Source organism: Paenibacillus sp. BK720, from assembly GCF_011761545.1.
In the GTDB taxonomy this organism is placed as follows: domain Bacteria; phylum Bacillota; class Bacilli; order Paenibacillales; family Paenibacillaceae; genus Pristimantibacillus.
Genome location: NZ_JAASRQ010000005.1, coordinates 494454 through 514257, shown reverse-complemented (window position 1 = coordinate 514257; position 19804 = coordinate 494454). Strand labels below are relative to the sequence as shown.

Sequence of the window (19804 nt, the reverse complement as noted above, 5' to 3'; positions counted from 1 at the left end):
TTTCTTCTATTGTAGCCGAAAGAGAGAGGCACATCCAAGTTGGGCCAGGTTAATTAGCTCTTAACGATTCCCATCGCAAAGCCGTCATAGCCCTTGACTCCAACCGTCTGGACAGCCGTTGCTGTTATACGCGGTTCTTCGGCCAGCAGATCGATGAATTTACGCACGCCTTGCACCCGCGGATCCGTGCTGTGTCTGTTCGTTACCTCACCCTTCCGAACGATATTGTCGGCAAGGATAACCGTGCCGGGACGGGAGAAGCGCAGCGCCCATTGAAGATAATGGGGATTATTGGGCTTGTCGGCATCGATAAAGATGAGATCAAAAGCCGCCGTCCCTTCCTCCTCCAGCTTTTCCAATTGCTCCAGCGCTTCTCCGACTCTTATCTCTACTTTTTGGCTAAGTCCGGCTAATGCGATATTATGACCGGCGACCGACGCATGATGGGGATCCAGCTCCAATGTGATTAGCTTCCCGTGCTCCGGCAGCGCTCTTGCCATCCAGATCGTACTGTAGCCGCCAAGCGTTCCAATCTCCAATATCCGCTCCGCGCCAATCATCCTCGCATAAAGGTTGAGCAGCTTCCCTTGATTCGGCGCCACATCGATGGCAGGCAGATCGGCTTGTTTGTTGTTCGCCAGCACCCGATCCAGGATAGAATCCTGCTGGATGAGGCGCTCCGTCAGGTAGGCATCAACTTTTTCCCAAGTGTGCAATGTACTCATTGTCAATCACTTCTCCTCGCTTTAAGATGACTTTCTGCTTCCATAGTAAGCGAGTTATAATGATAAGAATAATATATGTTTTTCTTCGACTTATAAATTTTATATATAATTAATTGGGAGGGGCCACGTTTTGAATTTGCATGCCTTGCGTTTGTTTCATACGATTGCCGCAGCGGGGAGCGTAACCCGCGCATCGGAGCTGCTGAACATCAGCCAGCCAGCGATTACGGCCCAGATCAAGAAGTTCGAGAAAGAGCTGATGCTTACGCTCTTCAAGCCTCAAGGCAGAGGAATCGCGTTAACCGATGCCGGCGAGGAGCTTGCCGTGCTCGCAAAAAGACTATTTGCCGTGGAGCAGCAGATCGAGCAATTTGCCATGAACTACCGCAGCGGCACTATCGGCAGCATCCGGCTTGCGGCTACCTATTTGCCTGCCCATTTCCTTATCCCCGCCTGGATCGCCAAGTTCAAGCAGCAATTCGAGCAGGTCGAGATGAATATCACGACAACCAACTCCAGCGGGGCCTTACGGCAGCTCCTGAACGTCGAAGCGGATATCGCCATATTTGGCGGAATGGCCGAGCATTATCCGGACACGATTCAGACGGAAGAGCTATTCCAGGATGAATTATGGTTTGTTGTCGCGCCCGGCCACCCGTATGCCAATCAGCAGGTCACGCTGCCTGAGATGATGAAGGAGCCGTTTGTCATGCGCGAGGAAGGCAGCTCCACAAGGGAACGTCTGCTGTCCCTATGCCGCACCTACAATTCGGCCGTTCCGACCATCTCCCTGCAATTTAACGGACTGCACGAAGCGATTACTGCCGTAATCGCAGGCTACGGTGCCAACTTTGTCTCCTCCCTCGTCGTCCGCGACTACGTCGAACGCGGCGAGCTCGCCCGCGTCTATGTCGAGGGAATCCACCTCAAGAACACCATCGCCATCTGTACCCGCAGAAACGAGCCGCTCCCCGCCTCGGCGACGAACTTGGTACAGATGATCCGGAAAAATCCGTATGTGAGATAGCACCTTGCATACGGATCTGCCGCAACTCGGTTTTTTCCTCTTATTCGCCTGCAAGACGCAAAAAAGCTGCCCCGCAAGAGGACAGCTTTTTCGCCTGTTCGCTTTTCCGTCTTCTACAAGCCTAGCAGCTTGTAGATCACCTTCGCGCTTTCGGCGCGGGTAGTGTAGCCTTGCGGGTCGAATTGGCCTTGGCCCTTGCCATTGATGAAGCCAAGCTTAACGGCTGCCTCAACGGACGTCTTCGCCCAGTCATGGATAGCGGCGGAATCGGTGAAGGCATTGCCTTCCGCGCCGCCTTCCAGTTTCTTGCCGCTCTTTACCTCGTACGCGCGCAAGAGCATAACGGCCATCTCTTCGCGCGTAACGACGGCGTTTGGCGCAAAGGTTGTAGCGGTACGCCCTTTGATAATGCCCGCTTCTGCCGCCGCTGCAACGCTGTCGGCATACCAGCTGCCGGCTGCTGCATCCGCGAATCCGGCTGGCTTGGCAGCCTTCAGGCTCATTGCCCGAACAAGCAGCGCGGCAAATTCGGCACGGGTCACGCTGCGTTCCGGGTCAAACCGGTCAGCCGTTACGCCTGTTACAACATGCTTGGATGCCAGCACCCTGATCATCCCCCAAGCCCAATGCGTCAAAGGTACATCCCCGAATGATTTCGAGTATTCCAATGCCGCGTATGTGGAGAAGTGCTGAATCTCTGCCGTCATTGTACCGTCTTCATTTAACGTTCCGCCGACATATTCCAGCTTGCCGTTATCCGCTACGTAATAAATACCGGTCAGCTTCTTATTAGCTTCGCTATCCAGCTTAAACGCCAGCTTAAGCGGCTCGTCAAACTTGCTTAACACGGCCGATTCCTTGCCATTGCCGTCCACTAGCGCTAGGCGGAACTCAACTACGGCGGAAGCCGGGTTTAACTCCGTACCATCTGCCGCAGCAGCCTTGTTCAGCAAATCCTGCTCCGCCGCAGCATCAAGCGGCTTAAGCAGCAGGACAATATGCGAAGCAGCGCTCAACGCAGAGCCACCCGCTTTCTTCGCCAGCTCTTGCAGCATCGCGCTTGGAATAAGCAGCGTCAAATCTCCCTGCTTCAGCTCCAGCGGCTTGCCGCCCAACAGCTCAGCAGCCCCCGCCGGCAGGAGCACTTCCGTTTTCCCGTCAACCGCAACGGTCACTTTGCTGTCGCCGGCTTGCTTCACCGCATCCTTCAGCTGCTGCTCGGTTACCGTCACCGAAGAGCTGCCCGGCGTCACTCCGCCGCCGCTGCTTCCGCTGCCGTTTCCATTGCCGTTGCCGTTACCACTATCGCCGCCGTCTCTTGTAATGACAAGCTCGATCGTTTTGGTCGCTTGCGAAGCGCGGCCCTTATCCGTGTACCATTCCTGTGCCAGCGTATCCGCGCTTGGCTCAATGTGAAGCACAAAGCGGTTCTCACCCGGTTGAAGCGGAAGATTTGGTGCATACACGCTGCCGTAAGCATCCATCGCTCCGTCCGCCAACGGCTGATCGTTAATCGTAAAGTCCACGCCATACGGCACATTGGCACGCAGCGTAAACGACTCTTCATCCGTATCATACGAAATATTCTCGCCGTAAGAGATACGCGGCATTGTCAAGATCATAGGCATATCAACCCAACGCAGGACGTAATCGTCGACGACCATCGTATTGCCGCCCTGGTTCTTGATCGTCAGCCTCATATTCGTATCCGTCGAGGAGTAAGCATAGTTGCCGGCATCCACGGTATCGCTTGCCAGGCGGGCATGCGAGGTGAAGGCCTCCGTCGCCCAGGTGCCGCGGGTATATTTGTACTGAATCGACTTGCCCGCCATCATTTTGAAGCTGTATTCGACTACATCGCGAGTTGTGGCGCCGCTTGGCACGGTCAGCTTGTTGCCCGCCGAATTCCAGCCGTTCAGATCGCCCGCCAAGTAAATATCGTCCTGAACCGGCGTATAGCTAGGCAAATGAACGCGGAGCTTTACATCGACCATAACAAGCTTTGGCGTTACCGATTGCTCGCCCGAGAACGCCCGGTTATACGCGCTGTCTACCGCAGCCACTTTGTACGTATAAGCCTTGTCGTTGCTGACCGTAAAGTCCGCGTAGGACACGGCTGTTTTGGCAGCCGAAGCAATCTTCACAAATCCGGAATCCGCGGTCTTGCGGAAAATCTCGTAATGATCAACCGTTGTTTCTTCGGCATCCTCCGTCCAGTTCAGCAGAACGCGGTTGGACTCCACCGCAATCTCCGCAAGCACGGGAGCCTTCGGAGCTTCCGTATCCGAGCCGTCCGCCTGAACCGGCACCGCTTCCTCAGCCGATTCGGCATACGACTCGCCGTTATCCGTGGATACCCTTGCAAAATAAAGGTACGTGCCGGCTTCCGTCGGTTCGAATGCGGCCCAGTATACTTTCCTGCCGTCTTCCGTATCGGACTTATAGCGAAGCTTCGTATCTTCGGCCGTCGCTTTGCCCGCGTCGTCTTTATAGAATGCAAGACGTCCAATGACGTTTGGCGCTTCTTTGCCGGCAAGAGCCGCGTTGTCCGTCAGACCAGGGATAGCAATCGTTACTTCAATGTCGGAAGTCTTATGGCCAACGCCAAGCGTTACTTCCTGCGATTGCTTTGTCACTTCAACGCTGCTGACCGGGAACGACGGCGTTGCCGAGCCATACTCGCTGAGCGGGCTTTCCCCGGCTTCCGTCACGGCTGTCACCGTGTAGTAATATTTCTTGCCGTTCACGACATGGGTATCGGTCCAGCTTGCATCCGACGGCTCTCCGGCCAGCTGCAGCTGCCCGCCTTCAATCGCCGCGCGGTATACGTTATAACCGGAAGCACCGGCTACCGCATCCCATGTTAAATCCACTTGCCCATTGCCGCCAGCCGCATGCACATTCGTTACTTGCGGAACTTGAACGAGCTCGGAGGTCGACGTCATCATAAGACCAGTCATCGCTTTTACGGTCAAAGATACTTTACCGCCCGTAACCGTTGCTACCGCTTCGCTGCCAAGCTGATCCTCAAGCGTCAGGCCTTCCGGCAGGAAGCCTGCCACATCCGCCTGAATACTCACATCCGAGGAGCCCCGGTTCACGACAACAAGGCCGCCTTGGCTGCCCGTTTTCCGTGCATAGGCAATGACATCGCCCGTATTGTAAGCCGTCTTCAGCTCTCCGGTGCGGAACACTTCATTGTTGTCGCGCACGGTGCCTGCCTTCTTATACGTATTGAACAAAGACGCATATTTCCCAACCCCGGTATACTCTCCACCGGATTCCGATACGCGCTCCCAAGGGAAGGCGCGGCGGGAGTCGGGATCCTTTGTACCGGCAAGACCTACCTCATCCCCGTAATAAATCGTTGGCGCGCCCGGATAACCCATTTGGAAAATCGCCGTCAGCGCCTGCATTTGAAGCGCTTTGTCCGAAGCCTCCGGCGCAATCGCCAAATGCTCCTCTTCCCACTCCGGCTTATCGTATTTCGTAATCGACCGGATCGTATCGTGCGAGTCGACAAGGTTGAGCATCACTTCCCAAGCCTCGGCCGGGTAATCCTCCCGGATTGACTCCAGCGCATCGTTGAACTGCTGGGCGTTGCCGCTCAGAATAAAGCTTTGCAGCGCGCCGCGGAAGCGGTAGTTCATCACCGAATCGAACTGGTCCCCAAGCAGGAACCGCGTTGCTACGCCCCACTCCTCGCCAAGAATGACCGGTTCCGGAATCGTCTCGCCGTTACTGTCCTTGCGGCCTTCCGTCGACTTCACCGCTTCGCGGAACTTTTGCCAAGTGCCAGCGGATACGTCCGGCGCTACGTCGAGCCGCCACCCGTTAGCCCCCAGCCAGCCCCAGCGCTGCGAGTTCGCCTTCTGCATCATGGCGGAAGCTTCTTCATCCGTTTTGCCCGACAGATTATGGCCGATTACGAGATCGCGGTAGCCCTTTACGTTCCATTCATGATTGCCCGGAAGGCCTTCCGTATCGCCGGCGGCAGGCGTCGGCGCATCAATGACAGGCAAGGAATCGTAGCCCCACCAGCCTTCGTATTTGTAATGGCCGTCTACTTTTTCATTGGATACCGTAAACCAGGTTGTAAAATCAAAATCCTCCGGATACGCGTAATGCTTGCCCGTAGCCGGGTTGATCTGAGCGGTAAAGGAGTCAATGACCTGCTGTTTCGCTGCATCAAGCGCCAAGCCCTCGTCATTCACCATGTCGTATACCTTCGCCCAGAACTCGTAAGCACCGATTTCCGGATACTTCTCATAGCGGTCAAAATAAATCGAGTCGTCGCCGACATGGTTAAACACGCCGTCAACAATCAGCTTGATTCCCATCTCATGGGCCTTTTTCGCAAACTCGGTAAAAATGCGGTCGGAAGCTGCCCTTGTCGCTTCGTAATTGAGCCCGGAGGTTGGATCGCCAGGCGTATTGTATACCGGCTCGCCAAACATCGGATCTAAATGCTCGTAGTCCGTCGCATCGTACTTATGATTCGAGCCGGCCCAGGCCACCGGGTTGAAGTAGATGACGTTTACGCCGATCGACTTCAGGTAGTCAAGCTTCTGCGAAGCCCCTTGGATATCGCCGCCGTAAAACTCGTTAGTCCATACGCCATCGGATTTCGCATCCGGGAAATAAGGCTTCTGCTCCGGCGATATCCGGTCCGGATTTTCCGGCGGGGTCGACCATGTTCCTTCCACCTGATCCGGCGTTGGATCATTGGCCACTCCGCCGTCAAAATATTGCAGCTGATAACCGCCCTTCGAAGTCACGCCGGCCGTTGCGTTATCCCCTTCTGCGGGACCGCGGTAGCCGTCTTCCGTCTTCGCCCGGTTGTTCTCCTTGTTGCCGTCATAGAAGCGGTCAGGGAAGATCTGATACACAACGGCATTTTTCATCCAATCCGGCGTCGTGAAATCCTTATCGTAAACGGTCAGATCGTAAGGCAGCACGCCTTCGTCCGCCGTAGTGCCGGTACCGCCGCGCGAACCGTCGTCACCGTATTCCACCTTCGCCGTTCCGTCGATCAGGATAAATTTGTAGCCCCATACCCCGATGCCCTTGAAAGTCGAGCCCGGGATCGTAACCTCCCAGTAATCCTTGTCGTCAAATGTAGTCGCCTTATGCATATCAAATGCCGAAGCAAGCCCTTCGGGATTGCTCAGCTCCACGCGGACCACCTGCGCATCGCCCGCTTCCGTCGCCATGCGGAGCGTCACGTCCTCGACGCCTTCTTTTATCGCGCCAAACGGCTTCTTGTAAGTAACCGACCGGGAATCGAAGAGCAGCTTGTCGCGCTTGATCATCCCGTCAAACTGGCTGTCCGCCGGCTTGTAATTCGTCACGATCGTCCGCTCCGCAAGCACGGTGCTGAACGTAACATCGGCTGGATCCAGTGTCGTCAAAATAAAATTGTCATTGCCCGTACCGTAATTATTGGCCGACCAATTGTCGCCCTGCACAACCTTCATCTCGTAACGGCCTGCCGGCAGCGCGCGCTGCAGCTTATAGACCGATCCGTCGAAGTTGTAATCGACAAACAGCTGCTTCGCCTGATCAGGCGCCCAAGCGTCTTCCCCGAATTGCGTCTGAATATCGCCGACAAGCCGCGGCCATTCTGCCGCGCCAAGAACCGGCGTATATTGCGGAATGCCGCTTGCTCCCGGCACGCTGATCCGGACCTGACCAAGCTCGTCATTGACGTAAAAATTCACCTTCGACTGAGCCGCCAGGTCAAAAGCGAAGTTATTGCCGTTATCCGAATAGCCGTCCCAAGTTCCCTGACGGACCAGCTTGAACTCGTAATGGCCCGGGTCCAGCACGGTTGAGTAGGCATAAAATTCGCCAACGAGATGGCTCATGAGCGTATCGGCCGAAGCGTTATTCCACCCTTGGAAGGAGCCGACGACCACCCATTTGCTGCTGCCGCCCGGTTGGTTGACGAATACGTCCGCAGTCGGAGCATCCGGCGTTGGTTCGCCAACGAGGATTTTGCTGTTTCCGTTCGACGTTTCCGGATTCGTAGGATCCTGGAACCAAATGCTTGGAAGGCCCTCGGCCTCCGAAATAAATTTATACGTATAAGTCCCGTCCGCCAGCGATTCAGCCGCAAACGTATAATTGCCTTCACTCAGCACCATCTCATGCTGATCGGCAAAAGCATTCGTATCAAAGCTTCCCGCCACCTTGAAATGCGGCGTATAGCTTAGATGAATCTTGCTGTTCTCGTCCGAAGAAACGTTCAGATTCGGATTATCCAGCCAGTTGCCGTTCACTAAGAACTTGTAGCCATAAGCCTTGCTAGGCGCATCCCCCGTTACTTCAGCCGTGTAAGTACCGTCCCCGTCCTCATCGGTCAGCGTTACGGCCGGATCGCCCCAGCTGTTGAAATCGCCTTTGGCCGTTATGCTGACCGACGATTTCGGCAAAACGAAATGAATCGCGCCAGCCTCCGAATACGTTTCGCTGGCAGCGCTTGCTTGAACCTGCTTGGGCACCAGCCCCACCACCTGAATAACCATCATGACCGCCAGCAGCAGCGACCATATTCTTATCTGTTTTCCGCTCCTTACATGCTTTATCATATGCACGAAATCCTCCCCGGTTTAATGATTGAGCAAACGATTGCACAACAAGACGCAAAAAGCTCCTTTCCTTCCAAGTCTACACGGCTGCACGATCCTTGGAGATCGCAGCGGACGTTTCGCGAACGAAATATAAGCATACAGGATAGAAAAAACCCTATACTTGCTTATATTCAGATAAAAAAAGCTATCCCTTGGGTTAGAAGAGATAGCGGGGTTGTTCCGGTTTTGTTCTTAAACCGGAAAGCATTGCCCTTAAATTAGGCATTTATAAGCTTGTAAGAATTATCTTCATCCTATTATGAAAACGCTTTACAGTCAATGGGGGTTAGAAGAAATTTACTTTTCGACAGGAGCATTAAAAATTTGAGCAACCGTTTGCGCATTTTGGACTATTGAAAGGAAATGCATATGGGCCTTATTGGCGATATGGATGGTATGTGGTATGGGCGGCATGACGCCTTAAGCATCTGCCGCGTCGGCGTCGTATACGATCAGCCAGCAATCCCGGTATTCTCCCTCATGCCACTCATGCTTCTCCAGCAGCTTCGTTTTCTTGAAACCGCTCTTCTCATACACTCTTAACGCTCTTGCATTCCAGGCCTGCGGATCCATGGCGATCCTCCGCGCTCCCCGCTCCTTGATCAAATAACGCACCGTTTCTCTGATCAGCTCCGTGCCAATCCCCTTGTTCCAATAACGGTACTCGCCGATAAATTGGTCCATGCCGTAAACTGCGCCCTCGTCCTCCGGGAATCCGTAAATGTCCCTTTCCTCTTCCTGAATCTCGTAGAATTGAAGATAGCCGATGTCGTTGCCGTTATATTGAATAATGCAAGGAATAATCTCTTCCCGTTCCTCGTAAAAATGCTTCCGGACCTGCTCGGCGTCAAGCGGCCTGTCCCTGCCCTCGTAATATTCCAGCACCACCGGATCGCTGAGCCAGCGGACCAGCAGCCCCGCGTCTTCAAGCTCCAATGTACGGAGACCAATCTCTTTGCTTTGAAAAAGAATCATCCCTTCACCTCATCCTTATTTGATCAGATGCTGTCTATACGTGAGCGGCGCGACGCCCATGATCTGGCGGAAAATTTTGCTGAAATACGAAGGATTCGCGATCCCTACCCGATAACCGACTTCCGATAAAGGCAGCGTTGTCTTGCGAAGCAGCGAGCAGGCATGCCGGATTCGGGTGGCTTGGGTATAAGCGACAATGGTTGTGCCGGTCGATTCCTTGAACAGATGGGCAACATGGTATGGCGACAAATGAAGCTCGCCCGCCAGCTCCTCCAGCCGGAACGGCTCCGTGTAATGCTCCTCAATCCATCCGATGATTTCTTCTACATGATGGTTATGCTTCTTGAGAAAAGCGGATTCGCCTTCCGGGCTTTGCTTCAGCTGATGCACAAGGCTGAGCAGAAAGACGCCCATGTTTTCCTCGAAATCCGCCTCTCTCTTGCCGCCCATCGTTACGCTGAACTGCCTGAGCAAAGCCGCAAACGGCTCGTTCTCCGGCATTGCATTCACCGGATGGACATTCGCCTGCTGCAGCATCAGCCGTTGGAAGAAGCTTTTTAAACTTGGAAAATCGTTCAGATAACCGTGCAGCATCGCCGGCTCGAACAGCAGCACGCTGCGGATAAATGGCTCCTTCTCCGTCACCTGAATCTGAATGCGGTGCATCTGGAACGGCGGAAACACAAGCAGCACATTAGGCTCAATCGAATAGGATACCCCGTCAATAATGAGCAGCCCGCGGCCCTCATGGACATACGTAAGCTCCATCTGGGAGTGGGCATGGAACACCTCGCGGAAGTAGTCTCTCGACGTTCTGCGGTACTCGTATTCGAACCATCTTTTTGCCTGAACCATCCGTTCTCCCGCCCTTTCAAGATAACCGCAAGATATAAACATTTTACCGCAAAATCAAACGACAAAGCATCTCATTTTCCATATATTCTAGAAGCAATTCCACTTAAGGAGATGTGACTGGCTTGAGTAAATCAGACGGCATGAACTATGCGCCGCAGGGAAAACCAAATCCTGTTGTTGCGCCCGGGGAATTTCAATTTGCGGCAATCGCGCTGGATCACGGGCATGTCTACGGCATGTGCAACGGATTGATCGAAGCAGGCGGCGAGCTTGCATACGTGTACGATCCGGACCCGGAGAAGGTTGCCAGATTCGTGGAGCGGTATCCGCATGTAAAAGCAGCCGCTTCGGAAGAGGAGATTTTCGCGGATTCCCGCATACAGCTCGTTGCTTCGGCGGCCATAACTTCCGAACGCTGCGCGCTTGGCCTTCGGGTCATGCAGGCGGGCAAGGATTATTTTACGGACAAGGCGCCCTTGACCACCTTGGAGCAGCTGGAAGACGCCAAACGGGTATCTGCCGAGACCGGGCGCAAATATATGGTCTATTACGGAGAAAGGCTTCATAACGAAGGAGCCTTATTCGCTGGCCAATTAATCGAGCAAGGAGCGATCGGACGGGTTGTGCAGGTCATGGGCTGGGGACCTCATCGCACGAATGCGAAGGCCAGACCGAAATGGTTCTTCGAGCGGGAGAAGTACGGCGGCATTATTTGCGATATCGGCAGCCATCAAATCGAGCAGTTTCTGTCTTATACGGGAGCAAAGGATGCGCAGGTCGTGCAGTCCCGGATCGCCAACTACCATCACAAGGACTATCCGGAGCTGGAAGACTATGGCGACGTGATGCTGACGGGCGACAACGGCGCTGCGGCATACTTCCGGGTGGACTGGCTGACCCCTAACGGGCTGAGCACGTGGGGAGACGGCCGGACGCTTATTCTTGGCACCGACGGTTACATTGAAGTGCGCAAATACGTCGATCTTGCCAAGAATCCCGAAGGCGATCAGGTTTATATGGCCAACCATGAGGGAGAGTTTCATTTTTCGGTAAGAGGGCAAGTTGGCTATCCCTTCTTCGGCCAGCTTATTCTTGACTGCATCCACCGTACGGAAAACGCCATGACCCAGGAACATGCCTTCAAGGTTGCCGAGCTTAGCGTATTAGCCCAAAATCTTGCGGTTCGCATGGAATAGGAGAGATGATAAAATGCTGAAAATCGCCATTATTGGATCCGGGGCTATCAGTAGAGCCCATATCGACGCCTATCAGAAGTTTTCGGACAGATGCAAGATTGTTGCGGTCACGGATATTTACGCAGACAAAGCCGAGAGCCGCATTGCCCAATGCGGACTTACGGAGGCGAAGGCGTACAGCGATTACAAGGAGCTCCTCGGCCAGGACATCGATCTGGTCTCCGTCTGCACGCCGCCTTACACGCATGCCGAGATTGCGGTCGACTTCCTCCGCGCGGGCAAGCATGTGCTGGTCGAAAAGCCGATGGCCTCCTCGCTCGAAGAGTGCGACGCGATGAACCGGGCCGCGGAGGAAAGCGGTAAGCTCTTATCGATCGTAGCCCAGAACCGCTTCCGCACGCCAATGATGAAGCTTAAGGGAGTGCTCGACAGCGGGTTGATCGGCCCGGTTGTCCACTCGCAGGTCGATTCCTTCTGGTGGCGCGGCCATTGCTACTATGACCTCTGGTGGCGCGGCACATGGGAGAAGGAAGGCGGCGGCTGCACGCTGAACCATGCGGTTCACCATATCGACGCGCTGCTCTGGATGATGGGCCGGCCAACCGAGCTGCAGGCGTTCATGAGCAATACCTCGCATGATAATGCGGAGGTGGAGGATCTGTCGATTGCGATGCTGAAGTTCGCCGGCGGCGGCCTTGGCCAAATTACGAGCTCCGTCGTCCACCACGGCGAGGAGCAGCAGCTTATTTTCCAAGGCAAAGCCGCGCGTATCTCCGCGCCATGGAAGCTTGTTGCATCCAGCTCGATGGATAACGGCTTCCCGACTCCAAATACGGCCCTTTCTGCCGAGATCCAGGCCTATTACGACAGCCTTCCGGAGGTTGCCTATGAGGGGCATGCCGGGCAGATCGATAATGTGTTGTCCGCGATCGAGCGCGGGGAATCGTTGTTAATTGACGGCCATAGCGGCCGCGCGACGCTGGAGCTGATTGTAGGCATTTACAAATCCGCCACCACCGGGGAAAAGGTTACTTTCCCGCTGGCTGCCGACGATCCGTTCTATACTCGGCAGGGCATTCGGGACAACGTCCCGCATTTCTACGAAAAAAGCGCCTCGGTCGAGAACTTCAAGGACCGTGCGATTACGACGGGCAGCAATTTGAAAGGATAGCCGAAGAGGTTGAGGAATAAGACCCTATGGGGGTCTTATTTCATTTTCGGGCACCTGTAACAGGCCAGTTTCGACACTCGCACTGGTAAATAAGAGCCCGCCTGGGTCTTATGCTCCTTCAATCACCCGACGTTACTTGTTCCGGACGTTAAGGTCCCTAATGGACCTTAACCTGTTCAACGTCGGCTAATTCTACTGCCTTAAGCTTCCGCAAACGCCTGGTTTGATCGATGTTCGCTGCTTGTTCCCTATCTATGCTGGGTTAAATGCACCATAATGAGCTCCCCTCTGCCAAGTAACCCCTAAATGGAGTAAACACGGGATGAATCCAGTGTAGAAACCATGGTACATGTAATGGAAACACTGGAGGGAATCCAACATAGGAAGCGTTAAGCCTCGCCCCTCTGTGATCCAACAAAAACAAAGCCGATAAGCCCCGCAAAAGGGACTTACCGGCTCTGATCTTTTATTGCTCCAGACGCAGCGTAACTACCGATGCGGCAGGCAGATTAAGGCTCAATTTGCCGTCCTCGATCTTCGCTTCATAGAATGGCTTTACGCTCACCTTCGACGGTTCCTCGAAGGTGTTATGCGCTTGAATCGCATCCGCTGCAAGCAGCTTGCCCGTGCAGTTGAAGCTGCCTTCGGCGCCGCGGAGCTCAAGGCTGATCTCCGATTGCTCGGACGGGTGCAGGTTGTACAGGCTGACATGGATGACGCCATCCTTCTTGGACGCGGTAACGCCAACTTGGTCCAGCTCTTTGCCGTCGGCATTCACTTTGCCGAATTGGCCATGAATCGCCAGCGCTTCGGCATCCTGATGGACATTGTACATTTCAAGCACATGGTAAGTAGGCGTAAGCAGGATTTTGTCGCCCTCAGTCAGAACAACCGCTTGCAGAACGTTAACCATTTGGGCAATGTTGGTCATCTGTACGCGCTCGCAATGCTTATGGAAAATATGCAGGTTGATCGCCGCAACCAGCGCGTCGCGCATCGTGTTTTGCTGGTACAGGAAGCCCGGATTGGTGCCCGGCTCCACGTTGAACCAAGTGCCCCACTCGTCAACGATCAAGCCAACGCGTTTGTTCGGGTCGTAGCGGTCCATGACCGTGCTGTGACGGGTAAGCAGCTCGTCCATGTATTCGGCTTTCTTCATGGTCACGAACCAGTCGTTCTCGTCGAATTCCGTGGCGGAGCCTTTGTCGGCCCATACGCCCGGAACCGTGTAGTGATGCAGGCTCAGACCGCTCATGAAGCGCTCCGCTTTGTTCATCAGCACGTCGGTCCAGCGGTAATCGTCGGAGCTTGCGCCGCCGGCGATTTTGTACAGCTTGTTATCGCCGTATTGACGGACGTAAGTCTGGAAGTTGCGGTACAGATCCGCGTAATGCTCCGGAAGCATCTCGCCGCCGCAGCCCCAGTTCTCGTTGCCCACGCCAAAATACTTCAGCTTCCAAGGCTCTTCCCTGCCGTTCTGGCGGCGCAGATTCGCCATCGGGGAATCGCCGTCGAACGTCATGTACTCCATCCATTCGGACATTTCCTGAATCGAGCCGCTGCCCACGTTGCCGCAGATATAAGGCTCGGCGCCAATCAGCTCGCATAAGCGGAAGAATTCGTGCGTGCCGAAATGGTTATTTTCCACTACGCCGCCCCAGTGGGTATTGACCATTCTCTTGCGCGTCTCGCGGGGACCAATGCCGTCTTTCCAGTGATACTCATCGGCAAAACAGCCGCCCGGCCAGCGCAGAACCGGCACCTTCAGCTTGCGCAGCGCTTCGATAACGTCGTTGCGGATGCCGTCCGTATTCGGAATTTCGGAATCTTCCCCTACCCACAAGCCTTCATAAATGCATCTGCCAAGATGCTCGGCGAAATGGCCATAGATGTTCTTGTTAATCGTGCCGATTGACCAGTCTGCATGGACTACCGCTTTGTTCATTCAATAACGCCTCCCAAAAAGAATAATTGCACAAACAGCCGTTAGTGGTTTGCTTCCCATAACGCCCGGACCGCCTGCTGCGGATGCGGGCATCCTTTATCCTTTAGCTTTGCTCGCACCCGTACGAGACAGCCGCAATGCATGCAGGTCGTATCGTACGCCATGCTTGCGCAGCCTTCGCATGCGGCGAGCCGCTTCGCGTACAGCTCGTCCGTTACGCAGGCATCGGATTTGATCTTGGAGATCAGGCGCTGAATCTGCTCGTCCGTCACTCTGACATCGGCCGAACAGCCCTTGCAGCCGTCCCGTTCCCTTTTACTGACGGATTCTGTGATTGTCATGCTTTCTTCAGCTCCCACCCGCGCATAGGACGATAATAAATAACTCTATAAGAAAGATTGTATGGGATTGAGAAAGCGCCTACAATTCACTATAATGAGAAAAAACTGACCTATCGTGCTTTTTTGAAGAAAGGAGCTGCTGACGATCATCCGATTAGACAGCTGCGGCTACCGGTTTGTCCATCCTCACGGGATTTCGATTATCCGGCCGAATGGTTCGGGGGATTACGCGTTTGTTTTGTTCAAGAAGAAGTCCGAGGTGATCATACGTGGCTTGCGTATTCTGGTGGACAGCGATTCGTTTATCCTGTTCCAGCCGGATACGCCGCATTCCTATGCGCAGTTTGAGCTGCCGTTCGTAAACGACTGGTTTCATTGCCGGGGGGAAGAGCTGAAGGGTTTGCTTGCCGAACTAAACTTTCCGCTGGATACTCCTGTCCCCGCCGTTGATCCCATGCTCATCTCGAGAAGCATTATGGAGCTCCATCGGGTTCAGAAGCAAGGCGGGCATTTGAGGGATCACATTCTGGATACGGATATTCGGGCGCTTCTGATGAAGCTGAGCAATCTGCATGAGCTATCCCAGCATCCCGAGCGGCCGGGGCGATATATCCGGCAGTTCTCGGAGCTGCGGGACGAGCTGTATAACTCGCCGCAAAGCCATGTCACGGTAGAGATGCTGGCTGACCGCGTGCATCTGAGCAAGTCCTACTTCCAGCATCTCTATAAGGATATTTTCGGCTGCTCCGTCGTTACCGATATGATTAACGGCAGGCTGGAGCTCGCCAAATACCTGCTCAAGAACAGCACGCTCTCCGTAACCGCTATCGCGACAAGCTGCGGGTACGAGCATGAGACGCACTTCATGCGGCAGTTCAAGAAATTCGTCGGCCTGACGCCAAGCCAATTCAAGGCTCGGGTATAGATTCCGCCTTGCGCTTGTACTCCGCCGGACCGCAGCCATACCGCCTGCGGAACAAGGCGGCAAAATGGTTATAGCTCTGGAAGCCGACGTCAAAGGCTGCTTCCCCGGCCGTCCGGCCAGCCTGCAGCATAAGCAGAACCGCCTGTTCGAGACGCATATTGTTTAGCGTGTCCACAATGGAGCGGCCGGTCTCGGATTTGAAAAGATGGGACAGCCGCGAAGCGGACAATCCTACCCGTGCGGCCAGCTCGTTAACGGATAACGGCTCCTGCATCTGCGCGGATAAAATCCGCATCACCTGGCTGACGCGGTAATCCAGCTTGTCCGCAAGCTGTCCGGCCATCAGCAGAATTAAAGCACTCAGCTGATTATCGCATAGCTCCTCCCAGAATCCGCGCTGCGCCCTCGAGTCATGCAGCAGCGACCGGAAGATGCGGAGCACCCTTCGCTGCAGCTCGCTGGAGGGCAGCGGACAGAGCAGCACCTCTTCATCCGGCAGCAGGGACAGCTCCGGGAGCCGGTTGAAATGCACCCACAGAAAGTTCCACGTATCTCCTTTTAAGGTTCCATACGTATGAGGAATCCTTTTGCGGAGCAGTACCAATTCCCCTGCCTTGCATAATTTTTCTCCCGCCGGCGTCCGGAAAAATCCCTGACCCTCCAGCGTATAGACGAGCAGCCAGTCCTCTCTTCCGGCAGGCCGTACCATGCAATAGGACTCGTTCTCCAGAAAATGTCCCGTCACGACGCCGTTCTTCGATTCCTTCTCCATCATTTCCACCCCGCTCCGATTCCTTATCCTAAGGGTACCGCGCCACATTCCATTCGTCCAGCATAATAGCAGAATCCATGCAGTATTGAGCATAATCGCGACTTCTCCCTTTTCCCTTAACGCCCTACAATTAGAGACAAGAAGCAGCAAACAACAAGGAGAGGGGCAATACAAATGAACCAGTCGCTTAAAGTGCTTACCGAGGAGCAGATGAAGCAGTTCGAGACGGAAGGATACGTAATCGTAAAAGGGGTATGGAGCAAGGAAGAGATCGAGGAAATCCGGGCCGAGTTCGATAAAATCAGCCTTACCCCCATTCCCGGCTACTTCGAGCCGGTCCTGGACGGAGAGCAGGAGGATCCGCTTCGCCGCTATCCGCGGGTGATGCACCCTCACCGTTACAACGATCTGAGCAAGCATTACATGCTGCATCCGGTTGTTCTTGACATTATGCACGATCTGTACGGAGAAGAGGCTTTGGCTGCGCAAAGCATGTTCTATTACAAGCCTCCGGGCTCGCGCGGTCAAGCGCTGCATCAGGATAATTTCTATCTGAAGGTGGAGCCGGGCAACTGTATTGCGGCATGGGCGGCTATCGACCGCTGCGACGAAGAAAACGGCTGCATGCTGCTTGTTCCGAAGACAAATACGTATGAAATCGTATGCCCGGAAGAATCGGATTCAAACGAATCGTTCACGAATCATTACGTAAAGCCGCCAAAAGAGGAGAAGCCCGTTGCCGCCATCATGGAGCCAGGCGATATCCTGTTCTTCAACGGCAACCTGATTCACGGCTCCTACCGGAACAAAACAAAGGACGGTTTCCGCCGCGCGTTTATTTCCCATTACGCGAACAGCAGCGCGATGTCCATCTCGCATTGGTATAACCCGCTCTACAAGGCGGACGGCACCGAGCTCTCGCTGGAAGCGAATCCGGACGGCGGACCATGCGGCATCGAGACGCCGGCATATCACTAATCTATTTGCAACAAGGGAGGCACGCGGTTACCCGAACCGACGCTGCCTCCCTTGTTTTATGCCGGGTATGAATGTACTTCGTCCAGGGTCGGCAGGGCTGCAATGGCCCCCATCTTCGTACAGGTGATCGCCCCGACTTTATTGGCGAATTCCACGAAAGACAAAAGCTGCCGGAACGACATTTCCTTGGGCTCCTCCAGCATGCTGATCTGCCACAGCAAAGCCCCCACAAAAGCATCACCCGCCCCGGTTGAATCAACGGACTTCACCGCTATGCTCGGCACCTGCGACAAAGCTTTGCCGTCGGATACCAATGTCCCGTTCCTGCCCAGCGTCACGCAAACCCGCTTGGCCCCCAGCCCATGCAGCAGCCGGACGGCTTCCGTGCGGTCCGGCTCGCCGGTCATCAGCTGCAGCTCCTCCTCGCTTACTTTGACGAGATCGGCATGCGACGCGCCGTCCCGCGCAAGCTTGGTGAATTCGTGCAGCCGGTCCGCCCACAAATCCTTGCGGTAATTCGGATCAAACGAGATAAACGGCTTTCCGTTCTCCGAAGTGTCCTGCAGCAGCGTTGTATAGGTCGAGCGGAACGGATTTTCCAGCAGAGCCGTAGCCGAGCCAAAATGAAGCACTGCCGCCGCCAGGAGGCGATCCACGTCAATCTCTTCCGGCTCAACGAGACGGTCAGCTCCCCGGTTAAACACGAAATCCCGCTCTCCGCTTGCATCGAGCGATACGAAGGCTAGCGTTGTTGGCAATTGCGCATCCAGCATCAGCATCGAGGTATCGACCTTTTCTTCCTCCAATGTCCGCTTTAAGAAATAGCCGAACGGATCCTTTCCGACCTTGCCCGCAAAAGCCGAGCTGCCGCCCAGCCGGGCGATTGCCGCGCTGACATTCGCAGGCGCACCTCCGGCTTTTTTCACAAACCGTTCGCCTTGCGCCAGGTCCACATCGATTTCGGTGCAGATAAAATCAATCAACAGCTCCCCAATACAAACGACATTCCCCGCCATAATAAATCTCTCCCCTTAGTATGATAACCGGTTGACACAGCCCCCAAAAAAGAAACCACGTTCTAGGTGGTTTCCCTCTCCATCAGCTGAACCGGCAAATAAATCTCTTCCGCCTCATGATCGGCTTCGCCGTCAATCTGCTCCGACAGGATCCGGACGCATTCTTGAGCAATGCCTTTGATTGGCTGTTGAATGGTCGACAGCTCCGGCAGGAAAGCTTGTACCGTCTCCGACCCGTCATAGCCGATAATCTTGATATCCTCCGGAATACGGAGTCCCTTTTTCTTCACGTATTGGATAAACGTTGACGCGATCAGATCGTCGCTGGCGAATACGCCATCCACTTCGGGATGCTCCGCAAAGATCCGATCGAACAGATTCGAATACCCCTTCTGTTCAAACGACTGGCGGTTCTCGTACACGATTGGCTCGCGGCCGTTCTCCCTGATCACGTCTTCATAAGCTTTCCGCCGCAAATTCGCCGGAGTCGCCAGCTCGCTTGGCCCGTTAATATGGACAATATTTTGGCAGCCCTTCGCGATCAGCAGCTCTGTTGCCAGCTTGCCGCCGTTATAGTTATCCGAACCAACCACCGGTATGGAAGGAGCCAAGTAATGGTCGATTGCGACAACCGCCATTTTGCCGTGATTGTAATGGTGAAACCCCCGGTTGTACGAACAGACGATAATGCCGTCCACCTGATTGCGCAGCAGCATGTCGAGGTACCGCTCCTCGTTCTCCCTGCTATGGGTGCTGTTGCAGAGCAAGACTTTATATCCTTTCTCCGCGCAAATGCTCTCGATGTAGAAGGCCAGCTCGCTGAAGAACGGGTTGTTCACCGTCGGGAGAATAAGCCCGATTAGATTCGTTTTTTTATTAAATAACGACCGCGCGACATCGTTGGGAACATAGTTCAGCTCCTTCATCGCGCCGTAAACGGCGTCCTTCGTCTCCTGGCTGATATAGCCGCGATTGTTGAGCACCCGCGACACGGTCGTTTTGGATACGCCGGCTTTCTCCGCCACATCGCTTATTTTCGGGTTCACATGCCTCACCTCATTCCTGTCTTACCGCTTTATGGAACCTATTATAAGCTTAATGCCTATTTGATTAAACCACAAAATAAACAAATATGAAACCGGTTGACATATGTCATCCGGTTGACATATACTTACCCTGAAATCGGGAAAACGGATTCAAGCCGCTTTTTCCGAGCTCCATATGAAAGCGCACTCTTAGGGGGGAT

The 19804-nt window shown here is 54.4% G+C and carries 14 protein-coding genes; 5 read left to right on the top strand and 9 right to left on the bottom strand.

From position 1 onward, the window contains the following. Positions 1–53: 53 nt before the first annotated feature. Positions 54–725: an O-methyltransferase gene (locus FHT67_RS21275; protein ID WP_132310583.1), complete on the bottom strand. Its 672-nt coding sequence runs from the start codon at positions 723–725 to the stop codon at positions 54–56. A 130-nt stretch (positions 726–855) separates the two neighbouring features. Here FHT67_RS21275 and FHT67_RS21270 point away from each other — a divergent pair, with 130 nt between their 5' ends. Next, positions 856–1752 (top strand): LysR family transcriptional regulator, encoded by an 897-nt coding sequence (locus tag FHT67_RS21270; RefSeq protein WP_167201242.1) that lies wholly within the window; start codon positions 856–858, stop codon positions 1750–1752. Between the two features lie 113 nt (positions 1753–1865). Here the strand turns inward: FHT67_RS21270 and FHT67_RS21265 are convergent, their stop codons facing one another. From FHT67_RS21265 to FHT67_RS21255, 3 genes are all read right to left on the bottom strand, one after another. After that, on the bottom strand, positions 1866–8342 hold the full coding sequence (locus tag FHT67_RS21265) for an alpha-amylase family glycosyl hydrolase (protein WP_132310587.1): 6477 nt from the start codon (positions 8340–8342) through the stop codon (positions 1866–1868). Between the two features lie 462 nt (positions 8343–8804). Further along, positions 8805–9359 carry a GNAT family N-acetyltransferase gene (locus FHT67_RS21260; RefSeq protein WP_132310589.1) on the bottom strand — a complete coding sequence of 185 codons (555 nt, stop codon included), beginning with the start codon at positions 9357–9359 and terminating at the stop codon, positions 8805–8807. 15 nt (positions 9360–9374) lie between these two features. Then, positions 9375–10214 (bottom strand): AraC family transcriptional regulator, encoded by an 840-nt coding sequence (locus tag FHT67_RS21255; protein WP_167201241.1) that lies wholly within the window; start codon positions 10212–10214, stop codon positions 9375–9377. A 122-nt stretch (positions 10215–10336) separates the two neighbouring features. On the opposite strand from FHT67_RS21255, the gene FHT67_RS21250 reads away from it, so the two are divergent. Both FHT67_RS21250 and FHT67_RS21245 read left to right on the top strand, forming a co-directional pair. After that, on the top strand, positions 10337–11410 hold the full coding sequence (locus FHT67_RS21250) for a Gfo/Idh/MocA family protein (protein ID WP_132310593.1): 1074 nt from the start codon (positions 10337–10339) through the stop codon (positions 11408–11410). Between the two features lie 13 nt (positions 11411–11423). Next, positions 11424–12581, top strand: coding sequence for a Gfo/Idh/MocA family protein (locus FHT67_RS21245; RefSeq protein ID WP_167201240.1), 1158 nt, complete (start codon positions 11424–11426; stop codon positions 12579–12581). 466 nt (positions 12582–13047) lie between these two features. Here the strand turns inward: FHT67_RS21245 and FHT67_RS21240 are convergent, their stop codons facing one another. Both FHT67_RS21240 and FHT67_RS21235 read right to left on the bottom strand, forming a co-directional pair. Further along, a complete protein-coding gene (locus FHT67_RS21240) occupies positions 13048–14526 on the bottom strand; it encodes an alpha-N-arabinofuranosidase (RefSeq protein WP_132310597.1) in 1479 nt (492 codons plus the stop codon). Between the two features lie 41 nt (positions 14527–14567). After that, complete coding sequence (locus FHT67_RS21235) at positions 14568–14867, bottom strand: DUF6171 family protein (protein WP_132310599.1); 300 nt, start codon at positions 14865–14867, stop codon at positions 14568–14570. A gap of 259 nt (positions 14868–15126) precedes the next feature. Here FHT67_RS21235 and FHT67_RS21230 point away from each other — a divergent pair, with 259 nt between their 5' ends. After that, the gene (locus FHT67_RS21230) at positions 15127–15792 is read left to right on the top strand and encodes a helix-turn-helix transcriptional regulator (protein ID WP_132310601.1); all 666 of its coding nucleotides are present in this window, start codon (positions 15127–15129) and stop codon (positions 15790–15792) included. On the opposite strand, the gene FHT67_RS21225 is transcribed toward FHT67_RS21230, so the two are convergent. Continuing rightward, complete coding sequence (locus tag FHT67_RS21225) at positions 15776–16567, bottom strand: helix-turn-helix domain-containing protein (RefSeq protein WP_243711748.1); 792 nt, start codon at positions 16565–16567, stop codon at positions 15776–15778. The two genes, FHT67_RS21230 and FHT67_RS21225, sit on opposite strands and share 17 nt — an antisense overlap. A 171-nt stretch (positions 16568–16738) precedes the next feature. Between FHT67_RS21225 and FHT67_RS21220 the strand changes: the two genes are divergently transcribed. Continuing rightward, on the top strand, positions 16739–17542 hold the full coding sequence (locus FHT67_RS21220; protein ID WP_167201239.1) for a phytanoyl-CoA dioxygenase family protein: 804 nt from the start codon (positions 16739–16741) through the stop codon (positions 17540–17542). A gap of 56 nt (positions 17543–17598) precedes the next feature. Here the strand turns inward: FHT67_RS21220 and FHT67_RS21215 are convergent, their stop codons facing one another. Further along, positions 17599–18561 (bottom strand): carbohydrate kinase family protein, encoded by a 963-nt coding sequence (locus tag FHT67_RS21215; RefSeq protein WP_347880115.1) that lies wholly within the window; start codon positions 18559–18561, stop codon positions 17599–17601. A 59-nt stretch (positions 18562–18620) separates the two neighbouring features. Then, entirely contained in the window at positions 18621–19604 is a 984-nt protein-coding gene (locus tag FHT67_RS21210; RefSeq protein ID WP_132310607.1) for a LacI family DNA-binding transcriptional regulator, read from the bottom strand. Positions 19605–19804 lie beyond the last annotated feature (200 nt).

Excerpts from the sequence above, each read along its gene's own strand:
- FHT67_RS21240 (WP_132310597.1), bottom strand. The coding sequence starts at position 14,526 with ATGAACAAAGCGGTAGTCCATGCAGACTGGTCAATCGGCACGATTAAC.
- FHT67_RS21260 (WP_132310589.1), bottom strand. The coding sequence starts at position 9,359 with ATGATTCTTTTTCAAAGCAAAGAGATTGGTCTCCGTACATTGGAGCTT.
- FHT67_RS21275 (WP_132310583.1), bottom strand. The coding sequence starts at position 725 with ATGAGTACATTGCACACTTGGGAAAAAGTTGATGCCTACCTGACGGAG.
- FHT67_RS21235 (WP_132310599.1), bottom strand. The coding sequence starts at position 14,867 with ATGACAATCACAGAATCCGTCAGTAAAAGGGAACGGGACGGCTGCAAG.
- FHT67_RS21245 (WP_167201240.1), top strand. The coding sequence starts at position 11,424 with ATGCTGAAAATCGCCATTATTGGATCCGGGGCTATCAGTAGAGCCCAT.
- FHT67_RS21225 (WP_243711748.1), bottom strand. The coding sequence starts at position 16,567 with ATGATGGAGAAGGAATCGAAGAACGGCGTCGTGACGGGACATTTTCTG.
- FHT67_RS21255 (WP_167201241.1), bottom strand. The coding sequence starts at position 10,214 with ATGGTTCAGGCAAAAAGATGGTTCGAATACGAGTACCGCAGAACGTCG.
- FHT67_RS21265 (WP_132310587.1), bottom strand. The coding sequence starts at position 8,342 with ATGATAAAGCATGTAAGGAGCGGAAAACAGATAAGAATATGGTCGCTG.
- FHT67_RS21220 (WP_167201239.1), top strand. The coding sequence starts at position 16,739 with ATGAACCAGTCGCTTAAAGTGCTTACCGAGGAGCAGATGAAGCAGTTC.